The sequence below is a fragment of the Nodosilinea sp. AN01ver1 genome (genome assembly GCF_050565655.1).
In the GTDB taxonomy this organism is placed as follows: domain Bacteria; phylum Cyanobacteriota; class Cyanobacteriia; order Phormidesmidales; family Phormidesmidaceae; genus Nodosilinea.
This window is the reverse complement of sequence record NZ_JBNXVS010000007.1, coordinates 87854-106070: the sequence shown is the minus strand read 5'-3', so window position 1 is coordinate 106070 and position 18217 is coordinate 87854. Positions and strand designations below refer to the sequence as shown.

Annotated in this window: 16 protein-coding genes; 11 read left to right on the top strand and 5 right to left on the bottom strand. The window is 61.2% G+C overall.

The window, feature by feature from the left end; genetic code table 11:
- The first annotated feature begins 186 nt into the window (after positions 1-186).
- The 7 genes from pdhA to ACQ4N7_RS08470 all read left to right on the top strand — a co-directional run bounded on the left by pdhA (position 187) and on the right by ACQ4N7_RS08470 (position 9037).
- Positions 187-1215, top strand: a complete 1029-nt coding sequence (gene pdhA / locus ACQ4N7_RS08500; protein WP_430711180.1) for a pyruvate dehydrogenase (acetyl-transferring) E1 component subunit alpha — start codon at positions 187-189, stop codon at positions 1213-1215.
- A 242-nt stretch (positions 1216-1457) separates the two neighbouring features.
- Positions 1458-2441, top strand: coding sequence for an alpha-ketoacid dehydrogenase subunit beta (locus tag ACQ4N7_RS08495; RefSeq protein ID WP_430711179.1), 984 nt, complete (start codon positions 1458-1460; stop codon positions 2439-2441).
- Between the two features lie 103 nt (positions 2442-2544).
- Positions 2545-3981: a protein translocase subunit SecD gene (gene secD, locus ACQ4N7_RS08490; RefSeq protein ID WP_430711178.1), complete on the top strand. Its 1437-nt coding sequence runs from the start codon at positions 2545-2547 to the stop codon at positions 3979-3981.
- 8 nt (positions 3982-3989) lie between these two features.
- Positions 3990-4958, top strand: a complete 969-nt coding sequence (gene secF, locus ACQ4N7_RS08485) for a protein translocase subunit SecF (RefSeq protein WP_430711177.1) — start codon at positions 3990-3992, stop codon at positions 4956-4958.
- 11 nt (positions 4959-4969) lie between these two features.
- Positions 4970-5341, top strand: a complete 372-nt coding sequence (locus tag ACQ4N7_RS08480; RefSeq protein WP_430711176.1) for a hypothetical protein — start codon at positions 4970-4972, stop codon at positions 5339-5341.
- 200 nt (positions 5342-5541) lie between these two features.
- On the top strand, positions 5542-6723 hold the full coding sequence (sat, locus tag ACQ4N7_RS08475) for a sulfate adenylyltransferase (protein WP_430711175.1): 1182 nt from the start codon (positions 5542-5544) through the stop codon (positions 6721-6723).
- A 34-nt stretch (positions 6724-6757) separates the two neighbouring features.
- The gene (locus tag ACQ4N7_RS08470; RefSeq protein WP_430711174.1) at positions 6758-9037 is read left to right on the top strand and encodes a caspase family protein; all 2280 of its coding nucleotides are present in this window, start codon (positions 6758-6760) and stop codon (positions 9035-9037) included.
- Between the two features lie 6 nt (positions 9038-9043).
- Here ACQ4N7_RS08470 and ACQ4N7_RS08465 read toward each other — a convergent pair whose 3' ends face one another.
- Complete coding sequence (locus ACQ4N7_RS08465) at positions 9044-9598, bottom strand: hypothetical protein (protein WP_430711173.1); 555 nt, start codon at positions 9596-9598, stop codon at positions 9044-9046.
- 98 nt (positions 9599-9696) lie between these two features.
- Between ACQ4N7_RS08465 and ACQ4N7_RS08460 the strand changes: the two genes are divergently transcribed.
- The gene (locus ACQ4N7_RS08460) at positions 9697-10971 is read left to right on the top strand and encodes a cyclic nucleotide-binding domain-containing protein (protein WP_430711172.1); all 1275 of its coding nucleotides are present in this window, start codon (positions 9697-9699) and stop codon (positions 10969-10971) included.
- Between the two features lie 132 nt (positions 10972-11103).
- On the opposite strand, the gene ACQ4N7_RS08455 is transcribed toward ACQ4N7_RS08460, so the two are convergent.
- Both ACQ4N7_RS08455 and ACQ4N7_RS08450 read right to left on the bottom strand, forming a co-directional pair.
- Positions 11104-11379: a DUF7219 family protein gene (locus ACQ4N7_RS08455; RefSeq protein ID WP_430711171.1), complete on the bottom strand. Its 276-nt coding sequence runs from the start codon at positions 11377-11379 to the stop codon at positions 11104-11106.
- A 202-nt stretch (positions 11380-11581) separates the two neighbouring features.
- Positions 11582-12043 carry a TIGR00725 family protein gene (locus ACQ4N7_RS08450; protein ID WP_430711170.1) on the bottom strand — a complete coding sequence of 154 codons (462 nt, stop codon included), beginning with the start codon at positions 12041-12043 and terminating at the stop codon, positions 11582-11584.
- 180 nt (positions 12044-12223) lie between these two features.
- On the opposite strand from ACQ4N7_RS08450, the gene ACQ4N7_RS08445 reads away from it, so the two are divergent.
- Positions 12224-14122, top strand: a complete 1899-nt coding sequence (locus ACQ4N7_RS08445; RefSeq protein ID WP_430711169.1) for an alpha/beta hydrolase — start codon at positions 12224-12226, stop codon at positions 14120-14122.
- A gap of 5 nt (positions 14123-14127) precedes the next feature.
- Here the strand turns inward: ACQ4N7_RS08445 and ACQ4N7_RS08440 are convergent, their stop codons facing one another.
- The gene (locus tag ACQ4N7_RS08440) at positions 14128-15024 is read right to left on the bottom strand and encodes a pentapeptide repeat-containing protein (protein ID WP_430711168.1); all 897 of its coding nucleotides are present in this window, start codon (positions 15022-15024) and stop codon (positions 14128-14130) included.
- A 436-nt stretch (positions 15025-15460) separates the two neighbouring features.
- Between ACQ4N7_RS08440 and ACQ4N7_RS08435 the strand changes: the two genes are divergently transcribed.
- Together ACQ4N7_RS08435 and ACQ4N7_RS08430 are read left to right on the top strand one after the other, a co-directional pair.
- Positions 15461-16240, top strand: a complete 780-nt coding sequence (locus ACQ4N7_RS08435; RefSeq protein ID WP_430711167.1) for a DUF6816 family protein — start codon at positions 15461-15463, stop codon at positions 16238-16240.
- A gap of 469 nt (positions 16241-16709) precedes the next feature.
- Entirely contained in the window at positions 16710-17336 is a 627-nt protein-coding gene (locus tag ACQ4N7_RS08430; RefSeq protein ID WP_430711166.1) for a carboxypeptidase-like regulatory domain-containing protein, read from the top strand.
- On the opposite strand, the gene ACQ4N7_RS08425 is transcribed toward ACQ4N7_RS08430, so the two are convergent.
- Positions 17311-18177, bottom strand: a complete 867-nt coding sequence (locus tag ACQ4N7_RS08425) for a GDSL-type esterase/lipase family protein (RefSeq protein WP_430711165.1) — start codon at positions 18175-18177, stop codon at positions 17311-17313. The two genes, ACQ4N7_RS08430 and ACQ4N7_RS08425, sit on opposite strands and share 26 nt — an antisense overlap.
- Positions 18178-18217: the final 40 nt, after the last annotated feature.

Sequence of the window (18217 nt, the reverse complement as noted above, 5' to 3'; positions counted from 1 at the left end):
GAGGATGGCTGCTGGGTGTGCTTGGAGACGGCCTGGAGACACTGCTCCTTAGCAGCACCGAACACCGTTACCAGGCGACCCACTCGGTATGATGAAGAGCATATCTCGGCCCGGCCCCTGCCCAGGGTGGATACTTTTCGGTATAGTCAAATGTTGGACATCGCGGCTTAGGACCCAGCAAGATCTATGGTTCAAGAACGGACGTTACCCCAATTTCAGGCTCCCCCGGCCCAAATCTCCCCCGAGGAAGGGCTGGTGCTCTACGAAGACATGATCCTGGGGCGCTTCTTCGAAGATAAGTGCGCCGAGATGTATTACCGGGGCAAAATGTTCGGTTTTGTGCACCTCTACAACGGCCAGGAGGCCGTCTCCAGCGGCGTGATTAAGTCGCTGCGCTCCGACGACTACGTGTGCAGCACCTACCGCGACCACGTCCACGCTCTCAGCGCTGGGGTGCCCGCCAAAAACGTGATGGCCGAGCTGTTTGGCAAAGAGACCGGCTGCAGCAAAGGCCGGGGCGGCTCGATGCACCTGTTTTCGAGTGAGCACAACCTGCTGGGCGGCTTTGCCTTTATTGGCGAGGGCATTCCCGTCGCCCTGGGGGCGGCGTTTCAGTCGCGCTACCGCCGCGATGCCCTCAAAGACGCCAGTGCCGACCAGGTAACCGCCTGCTTTTTTGGCGATGGCACCAGCAACAACGGCCAGTTTTTTGAATGCCTGAATATGGCGGCCCTGTGGAAGCTGCCGATCCTATTTGTGGTGGAAAACAACAAGTGGGCGATCGGTATGGCCCACGAACGCGCCACCTCCCAGCCCGAGATCTATAAAAAAGCATCGGTGTTTGGTATGCCCGGCATCGAGGTCGACGGCATGGATGTGATGGCGGTGCGGGCCGTCGCCCAGGAGGCGATCGCCCGGGCCAGAGCAGGCGAGGGCCCCACCCTGATCGAGTGCCTCACCTACCGCTTTAGGGGTCACTCGCTGGCCGACCCCGACGAGCTCAGGTCGAAGGCCGAAAAAGAGGCCTGGCTGGCCCGCGACCCGATCAAGCGGTTTGAGGCCTACCTGGTCGAGCACAACCTGGCCGAGGAAGGGACGCTCAAGGAAGTGCGCGATCGCATTCAAACCCGCATCGACGACGCCCTCACCTTCGCTGAAGACAGCCCCGAGCCCAGCCCTGATGACCTCTATAAGTACATCTTCGCTGAGGATTGATCACATCCCGATGCTCCCAATCGGCGATCCCAAGCCAGACAATTGCTTGAAAATAGCCAATCGCGAGGTGGGAACTGCCCACCCTACGGGGCTTTGGAAACGGTGCGCTGTGGCACAGCCTTGGCCTAAGAATCGCCGAAGCAGTTAGCTGCCCATCCACCCGCCCCCTTCGACTCCGCTCAGGGACCATCACCCACCTACCCATCCACCCTCCCACCCATCCACTCACCCACATCCCAACAATGGCAGAAACCCTCCTATTCAACGCCCTCCGCGAGGCCATCGACGAAGAGATGGGCCGCGACGACACCGTCTTTGTGCTGGGCGAAGACGTTGGCGTCTATGGCGGTTCCTACAAAGTCACCAAAGACCTGTACAACAAGTACGGCGAGCTGCGCGTGCTCGACACCCCGATCGCCGAAAACAGCTTTACCGGCATGGCCGTAGGGGCGGCGATGACCGGCCTGCGCCCGATCATCGAGGGCATGAACATGGGCTTTTTGCTGCTGGCCTTTAACCAGATCGCCAACAACGCCGGTATGCTGCGCTACACCTCCGGCGGCAATTTCAAAATTCCAATGGTGATTCGGGGGCCGGGGGGCGTCGGTCGTCAGCTGGGGGCCGAGCACTCCCAACGGCTAGAGGCCTATTTTCAGGCGGTGCCGGGGCTCAAGATCGTCGCCTGCTCCACCCCCTATAACGCCAAGGGGTTGCTCAAGGCCGCCATTCGCGATGACAACCCGGTGCTGTTCTTTGAGCACGTGCTGCTCTACAACCTCAAAGAAGACCTCCCTAACCACGAGTATGTGGTGCCGCTTGACAAAGCCGAAATCGTGCGCCCCGGCAAAGACGTCACCATTCTCACCTACTCTCGCATGCGCCACCACGTGATGCAGGCGGTCAAGGGGCTGGAGAAGAAGGGACTTGACCCGGAGGTGATCGATTTAATCTCTCTCAAGCCGCTCGATTTTGACACCATTGGCCAGTCGATTAAAAAGACCCACCGCGTCATCATTGTCGAGGAATGCATGAAGACCGGCGGCATTGGGGCTGAAATTATCGCCTCCATTAACGATCGCTACTTTGACGAGCTCGATGCTCCGGTGGTGCGGCTGTCGTCTCAAGACATACCCACCCCCTACAACGGTAAGCTAGAAACACTGACCATCGTGCAGCCCAAGCAGATTGAGGCCGCCGTCGAAAACATGGTCGCTCTCAAGGTCTAGGGATAGGTTTTGAACTGATCCCACAACCCTGTAGGGTGGGCAATGCCCACCACCGTCTCCAGGGAAAATTCTCCCGCTTCGTACCCTCACCGCAGCACCCGCAATGGCAAAATATCGAGCTTGGCTAGGGGTTATTTTGGCGCTCACCATCGCCGCCGTGGTGGTGATCACCCAAATTCCTACCCGTCTGGGGCTAGACCTGCGAGGTGGGTCTCAGCTCACCATTCAGGTGCAGCCCACCAAAGCCATCCCCACTATCTCCGAACGCGATATGGAGGTCGTGCAAAGTGTTGTAGAAGGCCGGGTGAACGGTCTGGGCGTGTCGGAGGCGGTGGTGCAGCAGTTGGGCAATAACCAGCTGCTGGTGCAGCTGCCCGGCGTCAGCGACCCCGAGCAGGCCGAGCGAGTGCTAGGGGGCACCGCCCAGCTGGAGTTTCGCGCCCAGCGAGCCGGTACCGACCAGCAGCTGGCGATCGAAAATCAGGTGCTGCAGGGCCATCTGGGCGAACTGGCCGCGCTCCAGGCTAGCCTACCCGAGGGAGCGGCTCCCATTGAGGCCGAAACCCAGGCCCGCATTGAAAAGCTCCAGGCCGATATCCAGGCCAGCGAAGCGGCCATTGCCAAGTTGTTTGAGCCCAGTACCCTGGGTGGCGATCAGCTCACCGATGCGATCGCCGGTACCGACAGCGCCGGTCGCTGGGTGGTCTCCATTCGCTTTAGCAACGAGGGCGGCAACCGCTTTGCTGAGCTAACCAAGGCGATCGCCGGTACGGGCCGCGCGATCGGCATCTTCCTAGACAACCGCCTGCTCAGCGCCCCCCAGGTTAACGTCCAATACGCCGAAACCGGGATCACCGGGGGCGGGGCTGAGATCTCGGGCAGCTTTACCGCCGAGTCGGCCAACGAGTTAGCCATTCAGCTGCGCGGCGGGGCCCTGCCGCTGCCGGTCGAAGTCGTTGAAAACCGCACCGTTGGCCCCACCCTGGGCCGCGACAGCATTCAGCGCAGCCTCTACGCCGGGCTGGCGGGGTTAGCCCTGGTGCTGGTGTTTATGGCGGTCTACTACCGTCTGCCGGGCATACTGGCCGACGTCGCCCTGATTATTTATGCGCTGCTCACCTGGGCGGCCTTTAACCTGCTGGGGGTCACCCTGACGCTGCCGGGCATTGCCGGGTTTATTCTCAGCATTGGTATGGCGGTAGATGCCAACGTGCTGATCTTTGAGCGCACCCGCGAAGAGCTGAGGTCAGACAAAACCCTCTACCGCTCCGTCGAGTCAGGGTTTTTCCGCGCCTTTTCGAGCATCTTAGACGGCAACGTCACCACCCTGATCTCCTGTCTGGCCCTGTTTTACTTTGGCGCAGGGCTGGTCAAAGGGTTTGCCCTCACCCTGGGCATCGGCGTGCTGATCAGCATGTTCACGGCGCTGACCTGCACCCGCACCCTGATGTTTTTGGCGATTAGCCTGCCTCAGTTTCGGCGGCCCAGCCTATTTTGCCCCGGTCTAAGCACCGCTCGCCCCAACCCCGTTCGCCCCTAGGAGTGCCCATGAAGCTCAACATTATTCAGCAGCGCGGTCTGTGGTGGGCCATCTCTGGGGCTCTGGTACTGGCTAGCCTGGTGGCCATGGCCATTTCGTGGCAGCAGTTTGGTGCCCCCCTCAAGCCAGGGCTTGATTTTGCTGGTGGCACCCGACTGCAGTTAACCCGCGCCTGTGTCACGACCAATAGCTGTAGTGACGCCATCGATTTGTCGGAGGTGAGGCAGGTGTTGGGGCAGCAGGGGCTCGACTCCAGCAGCCTTCAGGTGCTAGGCGACGATCAGCAGGTGCTTTCTATTCGCACCCGCACCCTGGATGTCGACGAGCGCACTGGCCTACAAAGCGCCCTAGATGAGGCGATTGGCCCCTTTGATGCCAGCTCTACCCAGATCGACTCGGTGGGTCCGGTGATTGGTAAGCAGCTGCTGGTGTCGGGGCTGCTGGCTCTACTGGTATCCTTTGCGGGCATTGTGATCTACCTCAGCCTGCGCTTCAAGCTTGACTACGCGCTGCTGGCCATTCTGGCTCTGGCCCACGATGTAATTATTACCGCTGGGGTGTTTGCCGTTTTGGGGCTGGTGCTGGGGGTTGAAGTCGACAGCCTGTTCATCGTCTCACTGCTGACGATTGTGGGCTTCTCGGTCAACGACACGGTGGTCATTTACGATCGCGTCCGCGAAAACCTCAAGCTCAGCCCCGGCAACCACATCAACGATATTGTAGACAGCGCCGTCAACCAAACCCTGGGCCGCTCAATCAACACCTCGCTGACCACAATTCTGCCCCTGGTGGCCATCTTTATCTTTGGTGGCCAAACCCTGAAGTACTTTGCCCTGGCCCTGATTGTGGGCTTTTTGGCCGGGTCTTACTCCAGTATTTTTGTGGCCAGTTCGCTGCTGGCCCTGTGGCGAGAGCGCACGGGCCAGGCCTACAGCGGCGACCCCGATGAGTCTGCCCCCCAGCCCGAAACTCCCTAGAGGAATTGGCCATGGGCACCCCTAGCTATCCTGCGCCTCTAGTGCGCCTGCGGACGATCATGCTACGCCGCTGGTGGATGGTGAGCGGTCTGCTGTGGCTGACGGTGGCCCCACTCAGCCTGTGGAGCCTGCGGCCCGAAATGGCCCAGCTAAGGGAGCACTTCACCTGGGCAACGGTGCGGCTGGGGTTGGCCTATAACCGCCCAGCGGCGATCGGACTGGGGCTGTGCGTGGGGTTAACCGTGGCCCTGCTGGTGGCCGAGAGCCGCTATATTTTGTGGGGTATGACCAGGGTCGAGCGACAGCGGCTAGAGCGACTGCGCGATCGCATTGCCGCCCAGGGGCCCTCGCACCCCCTCTGGAAGCAAATTAATCGCGATTGATCGTGGCCACCGGGTTCAAAGGCCTGCGGTAATTGCCTGTCTCTACCTGGGTGACATTGGTACCAAGATGTAATTTCATAGAACAAGGCAGTTAACCCCGATTCCCCGGTGGGAAACTGGGGTTAGTCTGGTCAATCTCAGGACTGGCCCAGCCCCAAAAGTTCCCTTGTTCATCCACAGCAGAAGGCAGCGGTATCTCAATGACTTTACACAAAGACGGAATTGCCCCCCACGGTGGCACCCTGGTCGATCGGCTGGCGTCGCCCGACCAGCAAGCTCAGTTTCTGGGCCAGGCCGATACTCTGCCGCGGGTGAGCCTGGATGAGCGGGCCTTCTCTGATTTGGTAATGATTGCCATCGGCGGCTTTAGCCCCCTGAACGGCTTTATGAAAAAGGCCGATTACGATCCTGTCGTCACCGATATGCGCCTGGCCAGCGGTCTGCCCTGGGCGATTCCGGTGACGCTGTCGGTCAGTGAAGACATCGCCGCCCCCCTGCAAGAGGGCACCCTGGTGCGCCTGGATGACCCCAGCGGCCGCTTTGTGGGCGTGCTGGAGCTGGAGGAAAAGTACACCTACGACAAAACCCGCGAAGCTGTCAACGTCTACCGCACCGACGACGAAAAGCACCCCGGCGTCAAGGTGGTCTACGACCAGGGAGCGGTGAATCTGGCTGGCCCCGTGTGGCTGCTGCAGCGCGATCCCCATCCGCTGTTCCCCGCTTACCAGATTGACCCGGCGGCTTCACGGGCCATGTTCCGCGATCGCAACTGGAAGACCGTCGTCGGCTTTCAAACCCGCAACCCCATCCACCGTGCCCACGAATACATTCAAAAATGCGCCCTGGAGACCGTCGATGGGCTATTTTTGCACCCGCTGGTGGGGGCGACCAAGTCGGACGATATCCCCGCCGATGTGCGCATGCGCTGCTATGAAATCATGGTCGAGCACTACTTCCCGCAGGATCGGGTGATTCTTGCGATCAATCCCTCCGCAATGCGGTACGCTGGGCCTAGGGAAGCGATTTTCCACGCGCTGATCCGCAAGAACTACGGCTGCACCCACTTTATTGTGGGCCGTGACCACGCTGGGGTGGGCGACTACTACGGCACCTACGACGCTCAACATATCTTCGATGAGTTTGAGCCGACGGAACTGGGCATTGTGCCAATGAAGTTTGAGCACGCCTTTTACTGCACCCGCACCGGGGGCATGGCGACCTCAAAAACCAGCCCTAGCACCAAAGACGAGCGGATTCACCTATCGGGCACCAAAGTGCGTGAGATGCTGCGCCGAGGCGAGCTCCCCCCGCCAGAATTTTCTCGACCCGAGGTGGCGGCGGAGTTGGCCAAGGCCATGCGGGTTCCCGAAGCCATTGGCTAAGGTCAACGCTACCAACTAGGATGCAATCAACTCGGTGACACTGAAACGACGGGCGTTTTTGCAGCAGACAGGCCTGGCCCTGGGGGCGCTAGGGCTGGGCGGAACGGCGCTGCTGGCTGGTAGCCAGTATCAGCAGGCGCTGGCCAAACCGGCCCGACGCAGACTGGCGCTGCTGATTGGCATCAACGCCTATCCCGATCGCGCCCTGGACCCCGGCGTGGCCCAAGACATTGCGCTCAAGGGCTGCGTTACCGATGTAGAGCTACAGCGGCAGCTGCTGGTGCATCGCTTCGGCTTTCAGCCCGGCGATGTGGTGACGCTAACCAACCAGGAGGCCACCCGCGGCAGCATTCTGACCGCCATTGACGAACACCTGGTGCAGCAGGCCCGCCCAGACGACGTGGTGCTGCTGCACTTTAGCGGCTACGGCAGCCAGGTGCGAGTGCTGAACTCAGAGACCGCCGCCGCGATCGATGCGGTCGAAGACCGGGGCGGCGACAAGGCCGACGTTCACGAATGGAACGAGTTTCAGGCTGCCTGGGTCACTGTAGACAGCCGCCTGCCCAGCGAAAGTAACCCGGCCCTGGGCGACCTGCTAGAGGCCGAAATCATCGCTCGGCTGGCTCCCTTAGCCACCGCCAACCTCACCACCGTCATCGATGCTGGCAGTCAGGATGTGGGCTATCTGCGCTGGGGCAACGCTCGGGTCAGGTCACGCCCCACTGTGCCCACGGGCCTGCTGCCGGTGGCCGCAGCGGCTTCCCTAGATCTGACGGTACCCTGGCCGGGGCTAGTGCTGCGGGCGGCCCAGGTAGGGCGACTGGTGCTGGAGAGTCACTGGGATGGGTTTAACGCTGGGGTGTTTACCTATGCCCTGACCCAAAACCTATGGGAAACAGAGCCTGACCCCACCAGTCAGCTCTTGCTGCAGCGCACTAGTCAGCGACTGCAGCGGTGGGTAGGGGCCGACCAGCAACCCAATCTGAGCGATCGCCTGCCGCCGCGCACGGGTCCAGTTGCCTATAACCTCCTGCCCCAGCTGCCGCCGGCGGCGGGGGTTGTACTGCCCAGCGCTGACAGTCGCCCCCTGACGGTTTGGCTGGGAGGGGTACCTCCCCAAGTGCTGCGCTACCTGCAGCCCGGCTCTCGCCTGGTGGTTGAGCTGGCTAAGGGGCCGTTGATGCCGCTGGATGTGGAGGCGCGCACGGGGCTAAAAGCCTTAGTTAGACTCCTTGGGAGTGACCTTGAGAACGAAGCTGAGGCTCTGGCCTCCTCGGCTCTGGCCCGATGGCCCATCTTTGAGCAGGTACGACGACTGCCCCAGGGCATTGATTTAATCGTGGCCCTTGACAGCCAGCTCAAGCGGGTAGAGCGGGTTGATGCCACCAGCGCCCTAGCCGGGATTCCCCTGGTGTCGTCGGTGACGGCAGGGGACAAGGCCGCCGACTGCCTGTTTGGTCGCCTACCCATCGGGCCGACCTCTACCCTGACGGCTGCGCTGCCGGGGGGAGCAGAGGCGCTGCCGGGTACAGGGGGCAATCGCCCCGCTGAGAGCAGCTACGGGTTATTTGCGCCCAACCGTACCCTGCTGCCGGGCACCATGCTGTCCCGCGACGAAGCCGTCAAAACAGCGGTCAACCGGCTGACCCCCTATCTAAAGACCCTGCTGGCCCTCAAGCTAGTGCGGCTGACCGAAAACCATGCGGCCTCTCAGGTGGGGGCGGCGGCGGTGCTGGAGGCTGTACAGCCCAAACCCAAACCACTGCTGGTGCAGACGACCGAGCGCAGCCCTACGCTGACCTGGCCGCTAGCCATTCGACAGGCTCAGAAAGCGGCTGTCGCCGACCCCATTATGCTGCCCCGCGACTGCCGAATCGGCTACCGCTTGGCCAACACCTCCACTCAACCCCTGCACCTGCTCTGGATTAGCTTTGACAGTCGGGGCGAATGCATGGCGCTGATGACTCTCCCCGACGCGATCGCTGAGGATGGCGCAGAGATACCCCCGGCAGCGACGCCGCTGGAGCCAGGTCAACTATTCACCTTTCCCGCCAATGGGGCTGGCTGGGCCATGCCGGGGGCGGCTGTCTGGGTAGAGGCCCATATTGTTTTTAGTACGCAGCCCCTAGAGCGGTGTCTGGCGGTGTTGGGCAACAACCCACCCTCAGTGGCCACGGGCTTTCGCCCGGTGCGTCAGCCGCTGCAGCTGGCCCAGGCGCTACTGCAAGACCTCAACGCCAGCGCTGGTACCGACTACTATGCCCTGCACCACGATCGCTGGGCTACCCTGAGCTTTCGCTACGACATTGCCTAGCCAGCTCTAGGCAATCAGCAGCCCGATGCCGCCGCCCACCGCCAGCCCGACCAGAGCAGTAATGGCCAAAAGGAGGCTGGTCTTGCTGCCCTTGTTGCGGCGCAGCAGGCGATCGCCCAGGGTGGCCGTAGCCAGACTGCACAGCACCGCCAGCCCCACCGCCAGCAGGCTGTAGAGCACGATCTCTGCGATCGCTCGAGCGAGGGTGAGGTCGTCGAGGTTGTCGGTGCCCAGATGATTGAGGGCAACGGAGAGCGTTGCGGCCAGTGCGGCACCGCCAGCAATGCTGCCCAGCACCAGCAGGTTAGCGGTGAGCCAGCGAAATCGCTGCAGAGCCGCCGGACCAGCCAGCGCTACGCTCTGAACGACCGCGCCAATCGCGGCCCCGAGCCACATCCACGGACCGGCCAGGGCCGTCAAGATCATGCCGGCGGCGGCGTAGAGGAGCCCGCACAGCAGCCACAGCCCGGCAATGGGGCGACGCAAAGCACGACTCGAAGGCCGCGATCGCGGCGGGCGGTTGGGGGTAGAGCGACGACGGCGCTGGGTCGGTGGGTTCATAGCAGACAGACCATTGACCTCTGATATCCTAGGCTCTAGTTTGCCAGGAAGCGGAGCATTGTGCAGTAACCTGGTCATAATGCCCTGTCATTTTGGTAATGAGCGTTCCTTTTACTGCGCTACTTCAAGGGTTGCTGGGTGCCTCTAGTCTGCTGGTCGGAGCGGTTTTAGGAATTGCCTGGCGACCCGCGCGATCGCTGACAGCGGCAATTATGGCTTTTGGCAGCGGCACCCTACTCTCCGCCATTGCCTACGACATCACCCTGCCTGCCTTTCAGAGCAGCGGTTTCTGGCCGCTGGTGATCGGGTTTGCCCTGGGCGGCACCCTGTTTACCGTCATTGTCACCTACATCGACAACCAGGGCGGCTTTATTCGCCACCCGTCGTCGTCGCGGCGCTTTCTCTACCACCACCGTCAAGACGAAGCCTCTGAGGTGCTCGATCGCATCGGGCACATCGAGATGCTCCACAGCCTGTCCCCCTCTGAAATGCAGGCCATCATTCCCCTGCTCAAGCCCCTCCAGGTCGAGCCAGGTACGGTGCTGTGTTTAGAAGGGGCACCCGGCAATTCGATGTTTTTAATTGTGGAAGGCGAGGCCGAAGTCTTTAAGGGGCCGCAGCGGCTGGCTTCCCTGGGCGCAGGCGAAATGTTTGGCGAAATGGCGTTGCTGACGGGCGAAGAGCGATCGGCTACGGTGCGCGCCAAAACCCCCATGGAGCTCTACGAGCTCGACAAAACCGACTTCGATGCCATGCTCACCTATGCCCCTCAGCTCTCTAGCGGGCTGAGCCGCATTTTGGCCCGACGGCTGCGCGAAACCACCCAGTCGACCGCCAAACCCGTGCTGGTCGATGACGATCAGTGGCGGCGGCAGGTGCTCGACAGCGTTGAAGTCGATATCCCCATCTCTGAGCAGCAGTTCAAAGAGCTGGCCCAGAGCTCGGCCCCGCTGGCCATACTAGTCGGCACCCTGATTGACAACATTCCCGAAGCGCTGGTGATCGGCTTTCACGCGGGTACGGGCCACACTGGGGCGTCGTTCTTGATGGCCGTGTTTATCTCCAACATTCCTGAAGCCATGACCAGCTCCATTGGTATGCGCCAGGCGGGCACCTCGGCCCAGCGCATTTTGGCTCTGTGGGGCGGGGCGGTGCTGCTCAGCGGGCTGATGGCGATGGTCGGCGGCCTGCTGGTCAACGTCGCTACCGACTGGATGCTGGCGGTGGCCCAGGCGACAGCCGGGGGAGCCATTTTGGCCATGATCGCCAGCACGATGATGCCCGAAGCCTACGAAATGGGCGGCGGTTCGGTGACGTTTTCAACCATCGCGGGCTTCTTGATCAGCTTTTATCTGGCCTCATCCGCGTTTTGATCCCAGGCGCACCGCCCCAGCCAAAATTCAAACTGTGTAACCCCCATTTCCTTCAGCCCAGATTCATTCAAACCAATCCGCAGGGGCAAATTGCCCTTGAACTGCCGGATAGCGCACAACGCTGACGGCTAGTTAATCTGGCGGTAGCTCGGGCGGCAGTTCAGGCGGCACGGCGTCAAGCAAGTTGGCCTTAGATTGTTTCAGGTCTTTCCACAGCCGCTTAATTTCGTTGTAGGCATCGTCGGCCGACATTTTGCCGCCGGTTTCTAGATTGCACACAAAGGAAACGCGCTGGGCAAACTCCTGCAGGTTGGCGTTAAAAGCCAGCTGCTGCGGCGTAAATTCGCCCCAGTACTTGCTGCGCGGGAAGAGGAAATTTTCCTTTGGAGAGGGTTGGTTGTCTGTCATGGCACCAACGGGTGAGGGGCGTAGCTCTTACCTTACCTTAAAGAAGTTTTTGCCGATTGTCGGCGAATAGCTAGCAGAAGGGACCAGTAATGTCGTCTACAACACCAGATTCTGCTCAGAAGTGGCGGTTTGGGGCCAATAGCAAACTGAGCAGAGCGTTCTGAACGGCTTGCTCAGGCGGTCAGCCACTGCTGTATCTGCGCTACGCAGCCTCGACGGTAGCAGCGATCGCGATCGGCCCCGTAGCCAAACTCTGCCACAGATCGCTGGCACCGGGGGGCATCGCCATCAAGATGACGGGCCGCCGCGCTTTGAGGGCAAGGGCAATTTCGGCGGCGGTTCCAGGGCCTAACCCACAGGCCACGACCACCCGGCTCGACAGCACATTCACCACGTTACGGCCATCGCCCAGCCCGGTCAGAATAGGAATGTCAACGGCGGCTGACATATCGGCTCCGTCTGCCGAGGGCAAAACGCCGATGGTCAGCCCGCCTGCGGCCTGGGCTCCCCGACAGGCGGCCTCCATCACGCCTGCGGCCCGTCCGCCGGTCAGCACCACCCATCCGGTAGAGGCGATCGCCCGACCAAGGGTGTAGGCTGTCTCTAGCTGAAGAGGGGTAGCCGTGGCCCCTGGCCCCATGATGCCGATAATCGTTCGCGCCATGAGGTCACAGTGCTGAGCGCTTTCGCAAAAAAACTTGACGATCAATCCCCACCGTCGCGGGGTGCTGTCGTTTAGATTAAGTTAACCCACAGCGAAAATTTGGGTACGGTAAACCCATTCTTGTCGGATTTGGCCGCTGCCTGTTTCAGTCCGCTGCTCCTGCGTTTGTTATGTTTTGCCGTGCAATTTAACCTGTTACGCCTAAGCCGCTGTCGTTCTGCGCTGGGTCGCTGGAGCGGGCGACTGCTGATTGCCAGCAGCCTTTTGACGGGCGGTTTAGGCTTGAGTTTGCCCCTGCCGGTAGTGGCGGCGGAGTCGGTGACGGTGCGCCTGGGTCGGCTGTCGCAAACCGTTAGCCTGAACGATCTAGAGTCGTTTGCCACCACGGGGGAGGTGCCTCAGTCGCTGCGGTTGTACCGCCCGCTGCTCAACGCCAGCCTACGGCAGACTTTGGCGGGCGAAATCACCCTAGAACCCGAAGTGGGCCAGGTAATTTTAGACGAAATTTTGCACACCCCCGGCGGCGCGCAGCTGCTCGATACCCTGCGGGCGATCGCTCCCAATCTGACGGCGACCGATCTGCGCATTACCCTAGAGCAGGTGTCGAAGACAGAATCGGGGCTGACCCTGCTGGGCATTTTGCGGGCCATGCCCCAGGAGACTCTAGAAATTAACGTCGGTACTCTGCTCACCCTGGCCTCGCAGTTTCGCCTGGCGCAAATGGAGAGCAAGGCCCTCAGTCGCGTGCTGCGCAAAGACCCCGCTGCCGAAACGGCTGAGCCAGTACCGCTGTTAGGTACCGATCCGTTCTCGACCGGCCCCTCTGAGGTCGAGCGGTGGGAGCTGGTGCTGCGCGATCACAACCGCGATCGCAGTATTCCCATCGATATCTACTGGAGCGAAGACAGTCACGGCCCGCTGGTGGTCATTTCCCACGGCTTTGGAGCCGATCGCCGCTTTTTTGCCTACCTGGCCGAGCACCTGGCTTCCCACGGGCTGACGGTGGTGTCGGTCGAGCACCCCGGCAGCAATGTCGCCGCCCTGCTGTCGCTGCCCGCCGAAGCGCTGCCCGACGCGGCTGTGCAAAGCCGCATTCTGCCCGCCACCGAGTTTCTCGATCGCCCCCGCGACATCAGCTTTGTGCTCAACCGGCTGGAGAAAATCAATCTCTATTCCTACAGTCTGCGCGATCGCCTCAATACCGAGCAGGTAGCGTTTATTGGCCATTCGCTGGGAGGGTACACCGGCCTGGCCCTGGCGGGGGCAGATCTCGATCTGCGATCGCTGGAGTCGTACTGTCAGACCCTCAACCCCGTCAATGTTTCCCCCGCCGACTGGTTCCAGTGTGCGGCCCTCGCCCTGCCGGTTAAGTACGCGAACCTGCGCGACGATCGCATTACTCAACTGATTGTAGCCAATCCCCTCACGGGGCTTCTGTTTGGCGAGGCCGGGCTCAGTCGGGTGCGGGTACCGACCCTGGTGCTGGCCGGTACCCACGACACCGTCACCCCCATGGCCAGTCAGCAACTGCGCCCCTTTATGCAGCTGCCCGCCGATAAATATCTGGTTACCGTAGTCGGTGGGTCGCATCTGAGCGTTGGCGACCCCAACAACCTCAACGCCGACCTGGGCCGCATTCCCTTTATGCCAGCGCTGCCCGATGTCACCACCGCTCCGCTGCGTATTTTTTTGCAGGGGGTAAGCCTGAGCTTTATCATGCAGCAGACTCCAGAGGCCGACGCCTATGCTCCGGCCCTCAGCCCAACCGTGGCCCACGCATTCTCGACCACTACGCTGTCGCTGCGTCTGAGCCAGACCGTGCCTGAGGGGCTAGCCGCCTGGCCTCGCCTGCGCCAAAGCGGCCTGCACCGCCAGGATCGGCTGATCAGCTACCTGCCCTCGCTACTGCACCTGGAGGCCACGGCTATTCAAGACCAGCTCCAGGTGCTGCAGCGGCAGATGTTGGCCTACCTGCGCCACACGCCGCCCTCGTTAACGGCGGTATACTGGCCCTTCCTGGGGCCATCAGGGCCGATGCAGGCCAAGCAGCCAGGCCAGCGCCCAACCACGCCGCAGTAGGGGGGCTAGTCCTGAGAACCCATCGTAAACCCGTCCGGCATAATGGTGCCGTGTACGTCGGTGCGCCGCAGGTTGGTGTAGTCGAGCTTGGCGTTGATCATCACCGCATCGGTCAGATCGGCTCCGCTCAGGTTAGACCAGCTCAGGCGGGTACGGTATAGGGTAGCGCCGCGCAGGTTGGCTCCGCGCAGCGAACTCCAGCTCAAGTTAGCGCCGCGCAGGTTGGCCCGCGACAGGTTGACATTGACCAAATTGGTGCTAGACAGCTTGGCCCGGCTCAGGTCGGCGGCCTCAAAATCGGCTCCCTCCAGGGTGGCTCCGGTCAGCACCGCCTCGACCAAAATGGCTTTTTTGAGAATGGCTCGATTCATCAGAGCGCTGGTCAGGTTGGCGTGCTCTAGGTTGGCCTCCTGCAGGTCGGTGGCTAGCATGCGGCCCCGGCTGAGGCTGGCCTCGCTGAGCACCGCTTTGTGGAGGGTGGCGTGGTCGAGCACGGCTTCGTTGAGGTTGGTTTCGCGCAGGGTAGCCTGACTTAGGTCGGCCCGCACCAGGTTGGCACTGCGCATACCGGCTTCGCTAAAGTCGGCCCCCATCAGGCGGGCATCGGCCAGGTCGGCCCCAATTAGGTTGGCCAAAACTAGCGTGGCCTGCTCAAAGCTCACGTCGGTTAGCTTGGCCTCGCGGAAATTAGCCCCTACTAGAACGGCCCCAGAAAAGTTAGTGTTCTGCAGGTTAGACTGCCGAAAGTTAGCGCCGCTGAGGGTTTGGTGGCTCAGGTCGGCCCCAATCAGCTGAATTCCGCGAAAGTCGCGCTCTCCGGCGGCGTAGCGATCTAATAGATCGGTGACGGTAATCTCCGTCGGCGCATCCAAGGGCTGAGTATTAGAGGGGGGAGTTTCCAAGAGGTTCCTCAACAGTGACGATAATGAGGGTTAGGGAGATATTCAGGAGGAGGTATAGCACCGGACTGGCTCGGGCAAAACCGCAGTGCAGATGCCTTAGGATAGCCAGAAGCCTCTTTAAATAAATGCAAGGGCTGGCAGTATTAAGCCTATCCGAGGCAGCGCTTGCTGGCTAGGGTTTTAGGCCAGATGGCGTGGTAGCCCACTGGAAGTCAGCGGCGGCAAGGTTGGGCCGATTGGGTTTGGGGCGAGGGGCATGCTCCAAACCCGACCCAGGGTATTAGAACAAAGGTCGCTAACTGAGGCAAGGCCTAACTTCTGAAGACGAATTGAAGCCTGGAGTTCAATAATTTTGTCTATTTTATATACTTTAAACCGGCTGAAACCTTGGCGGTCTTGACTCAAAGAACTAGCGTCAACTCATCTTTTTTTTACTATGCCCCGATCGCTGCTTACGCTTCTGCGCCGCCGTCTGTTTTGGCTGACGCTGCTGCTGACGGTGTGGCTGCTGTGCAGCGGTCAGGCCCAGGCGGGGCCGATCGCCGATCGCCTGGCGGCCTTTCCAAATTGGAACCACAAGTCCACCCTCGCCGCCGCCCAGGGGGATCTGGTCTACCCTGACTGGCTGCGGGGCGATTGGCAGCTGACCAGCACCCTGGTCGACCTGGCGGCACCCCTGGCCCCCGAACTGGTGACTCCCGGCTTTGAGGGCAACCGCGACCAGCTGGGGCAGCCGGTAACCTGCCCGGTGCGGTTTGTGGCCACCCAACCCAGGGCCCAGGGGTTCCTCCCCATCGCTACAGGAGCGCCCCAGACGGTGGCCGATCGCGCCTTCAACGGGCTGAGCCTGGCCCGCGCCTACCTGGGCGATGAGGTAGTGAAGGCGGTGAAGGTAGATGCCCACAACCCCAACCGTCAGCTCACCCTGCTCAACGGCAATCGCCAGCTGGAGTCAACCGTGACTGCTCGCGGCGTAGAAACGGCAGACGACCAATTCATTACTGTGGAGCGGTTTCAGCAGGTGTTTCGGGGTGGGGCCATTCCCTACTTCAACGAGGTTGAGACCACGACCGCCTATCGTCAGGCGGCCGATCGCGTGCTGGCCGATCAGGTAACGGCGGTCTACCTATCGCCCCAAGACCCCGACTTTCTAACGGCGCAGAATCGGCCTGTGGCCCTCTACCGCTATCGGCTAGAGCTGGTGATGCAAACTTAATTTAACGGTTCTTTAACAGAAATCAGAATCGCAGTACCATAATTTTGGGCTGCGAACGGCCTGTGACTTTATGTGAGCTCCCTGCAGGTGAATTTGACGCCGTAGATTTGACGTCTGAATGTGATGTAATCGGTCCGATGCGGTGTGCATAACACAATTAAAAGGCCGCTGCTCGATCGATAAGCTTTAGCTAGCGATAGGCTTTAGCTGGGCTGGGCTGGGGCTGCTGAGTGTGGCGCAAAAGCTTTTGGTTTCCGGTTTGAACCTGCCTAGTTTGGCTTGGCAGAGGTTTCTGCCAGTGGGCCTGTAGCCGCCTCCACCCACCTGAAATTTTCACCGCTTCAAGCAAAATCAACATCTCAAACCAAAGCACTGCGGCAGCGGCGGCCATACCGCGATCGCCTGGCTTTGGGCCTACTCTGCGTGCCCCCCGGTCTACTCTAGTTACTCTTCATTGTGAGCCTCTCCCATGTCTAGCCTCCCAGCTCATCAATCCCTGCCTGCTGCCCCTAAACCCTGTCGAGTGGCGATCGCAGGCACCATTACCAACGCCCTGACCGGCGACATTGTGCCCCAGGCTGTGGTGCGCATTACGGCGGCTCCAGCGGCCTTTGCCGAAGGATTAATGGCGTTTCTAGTCGTGGCGATCGCCCATCAACCCGATCTCCAGGCCCAGTACAGCGACTTGATCGCAAGCTGGCATCAAACCCTGGTGCCCCTGACAACGGCGCAGCAGCTGCTCGATCGGCTGCTGCCTGCCCTCGCCCTCACTCGGCCCGACCAGACCACCAGCGGCGGTGACGGCCACTACTGCTTTTTTGATCTGCCGCCCGGCCAGTACAGGCTAACGGCTACCTACACGCTGCCCCACCGCCACGGAACGGCCTCAACGCTGGTCGAAATTGTCGAGAGCGATCGCCGATTGACCTTTACCGAGGCCAATATCGCCATTCGACTGCAGCCCGGTTCACATTCCCTGGCGGTGGTAGGCCATAGTCAGGGGGTACTGTCGAGCCTGCCCCGGCAGAGAGATGGGGCCATAGTTGCCGACCCTGCCTTTGCCGCTGCTTCTAGGGTTGAAACTCGGTCTCGTTGAGCAGGGCCAGGGCGGTGCGCCACACCATGTAGCCGTTGTGGTTGAGGTGCAGGCCATCGGTCGTCAGCTCGGTCCGCAGATAGCCGTCGCCATTGACAAACAGCGGGTACAAATCGAGAAACTCGACGCCGGTTTCAACCGCCACGGCCTTGAGCTGGTCGTTGACCGTGCGGATGAGTTCAGGGGGAATGGCCTGCAGGCGATCGCGGCCCTCCCAGGTAGCTGCCTCGCCGCCGTGGGGCAAAATCGACTGCACCACCACCCGCGCCTGGGGATGGGTCTGGCGCAGGTAGTTGATCATCATGCGGACGTTGTAGACCAAATCTGCCTCCGAGCCCCCCCAGATCAGATCGTTGATGCCCACCATGATGAACACGGCCTCAGGGGCCGTCTTGTCAAGCAGGTAGAGGCGATCGCGCAGTCCCGCCGAGCTTTCCCCCGAAATCGCCTGATTGATCCAGGTCTTGCGCCCCGGCAGCATGTCAGCCGGAAACCACAGGGTGAGAGAATCGCCCAGCAAAATGTTTTGGCGCGGGGCCTTGATGGCTACCGCCGCGTTGGCCTCAGCCGCCAGCAGGGCCACCCACTGCTCATAGTCAAGGGTGTGGCGCGGCCCCAGGTCGGGCTCAAGCGGTGACACTGGCACGTACGGGTCGGCTGCGAAGGCATTGGCCTGGGGCAACACCGCATCCCCTGCCTGCCCCGGCTGCCTGAGCATGACCACTACAGTAATAAACAGCAGCCCGTTCATAACCAGCGAGAGCAGCGCCCAGGGAGGCACCTCCTGCAGACGGTGCAGCGCCGAGCGCAGCTGAGGATAGGGTGGAAGCGGTAAGGCCACGGCAGTAGTCCTATGAACCTGGAGCTAGAAGAGCTATGCC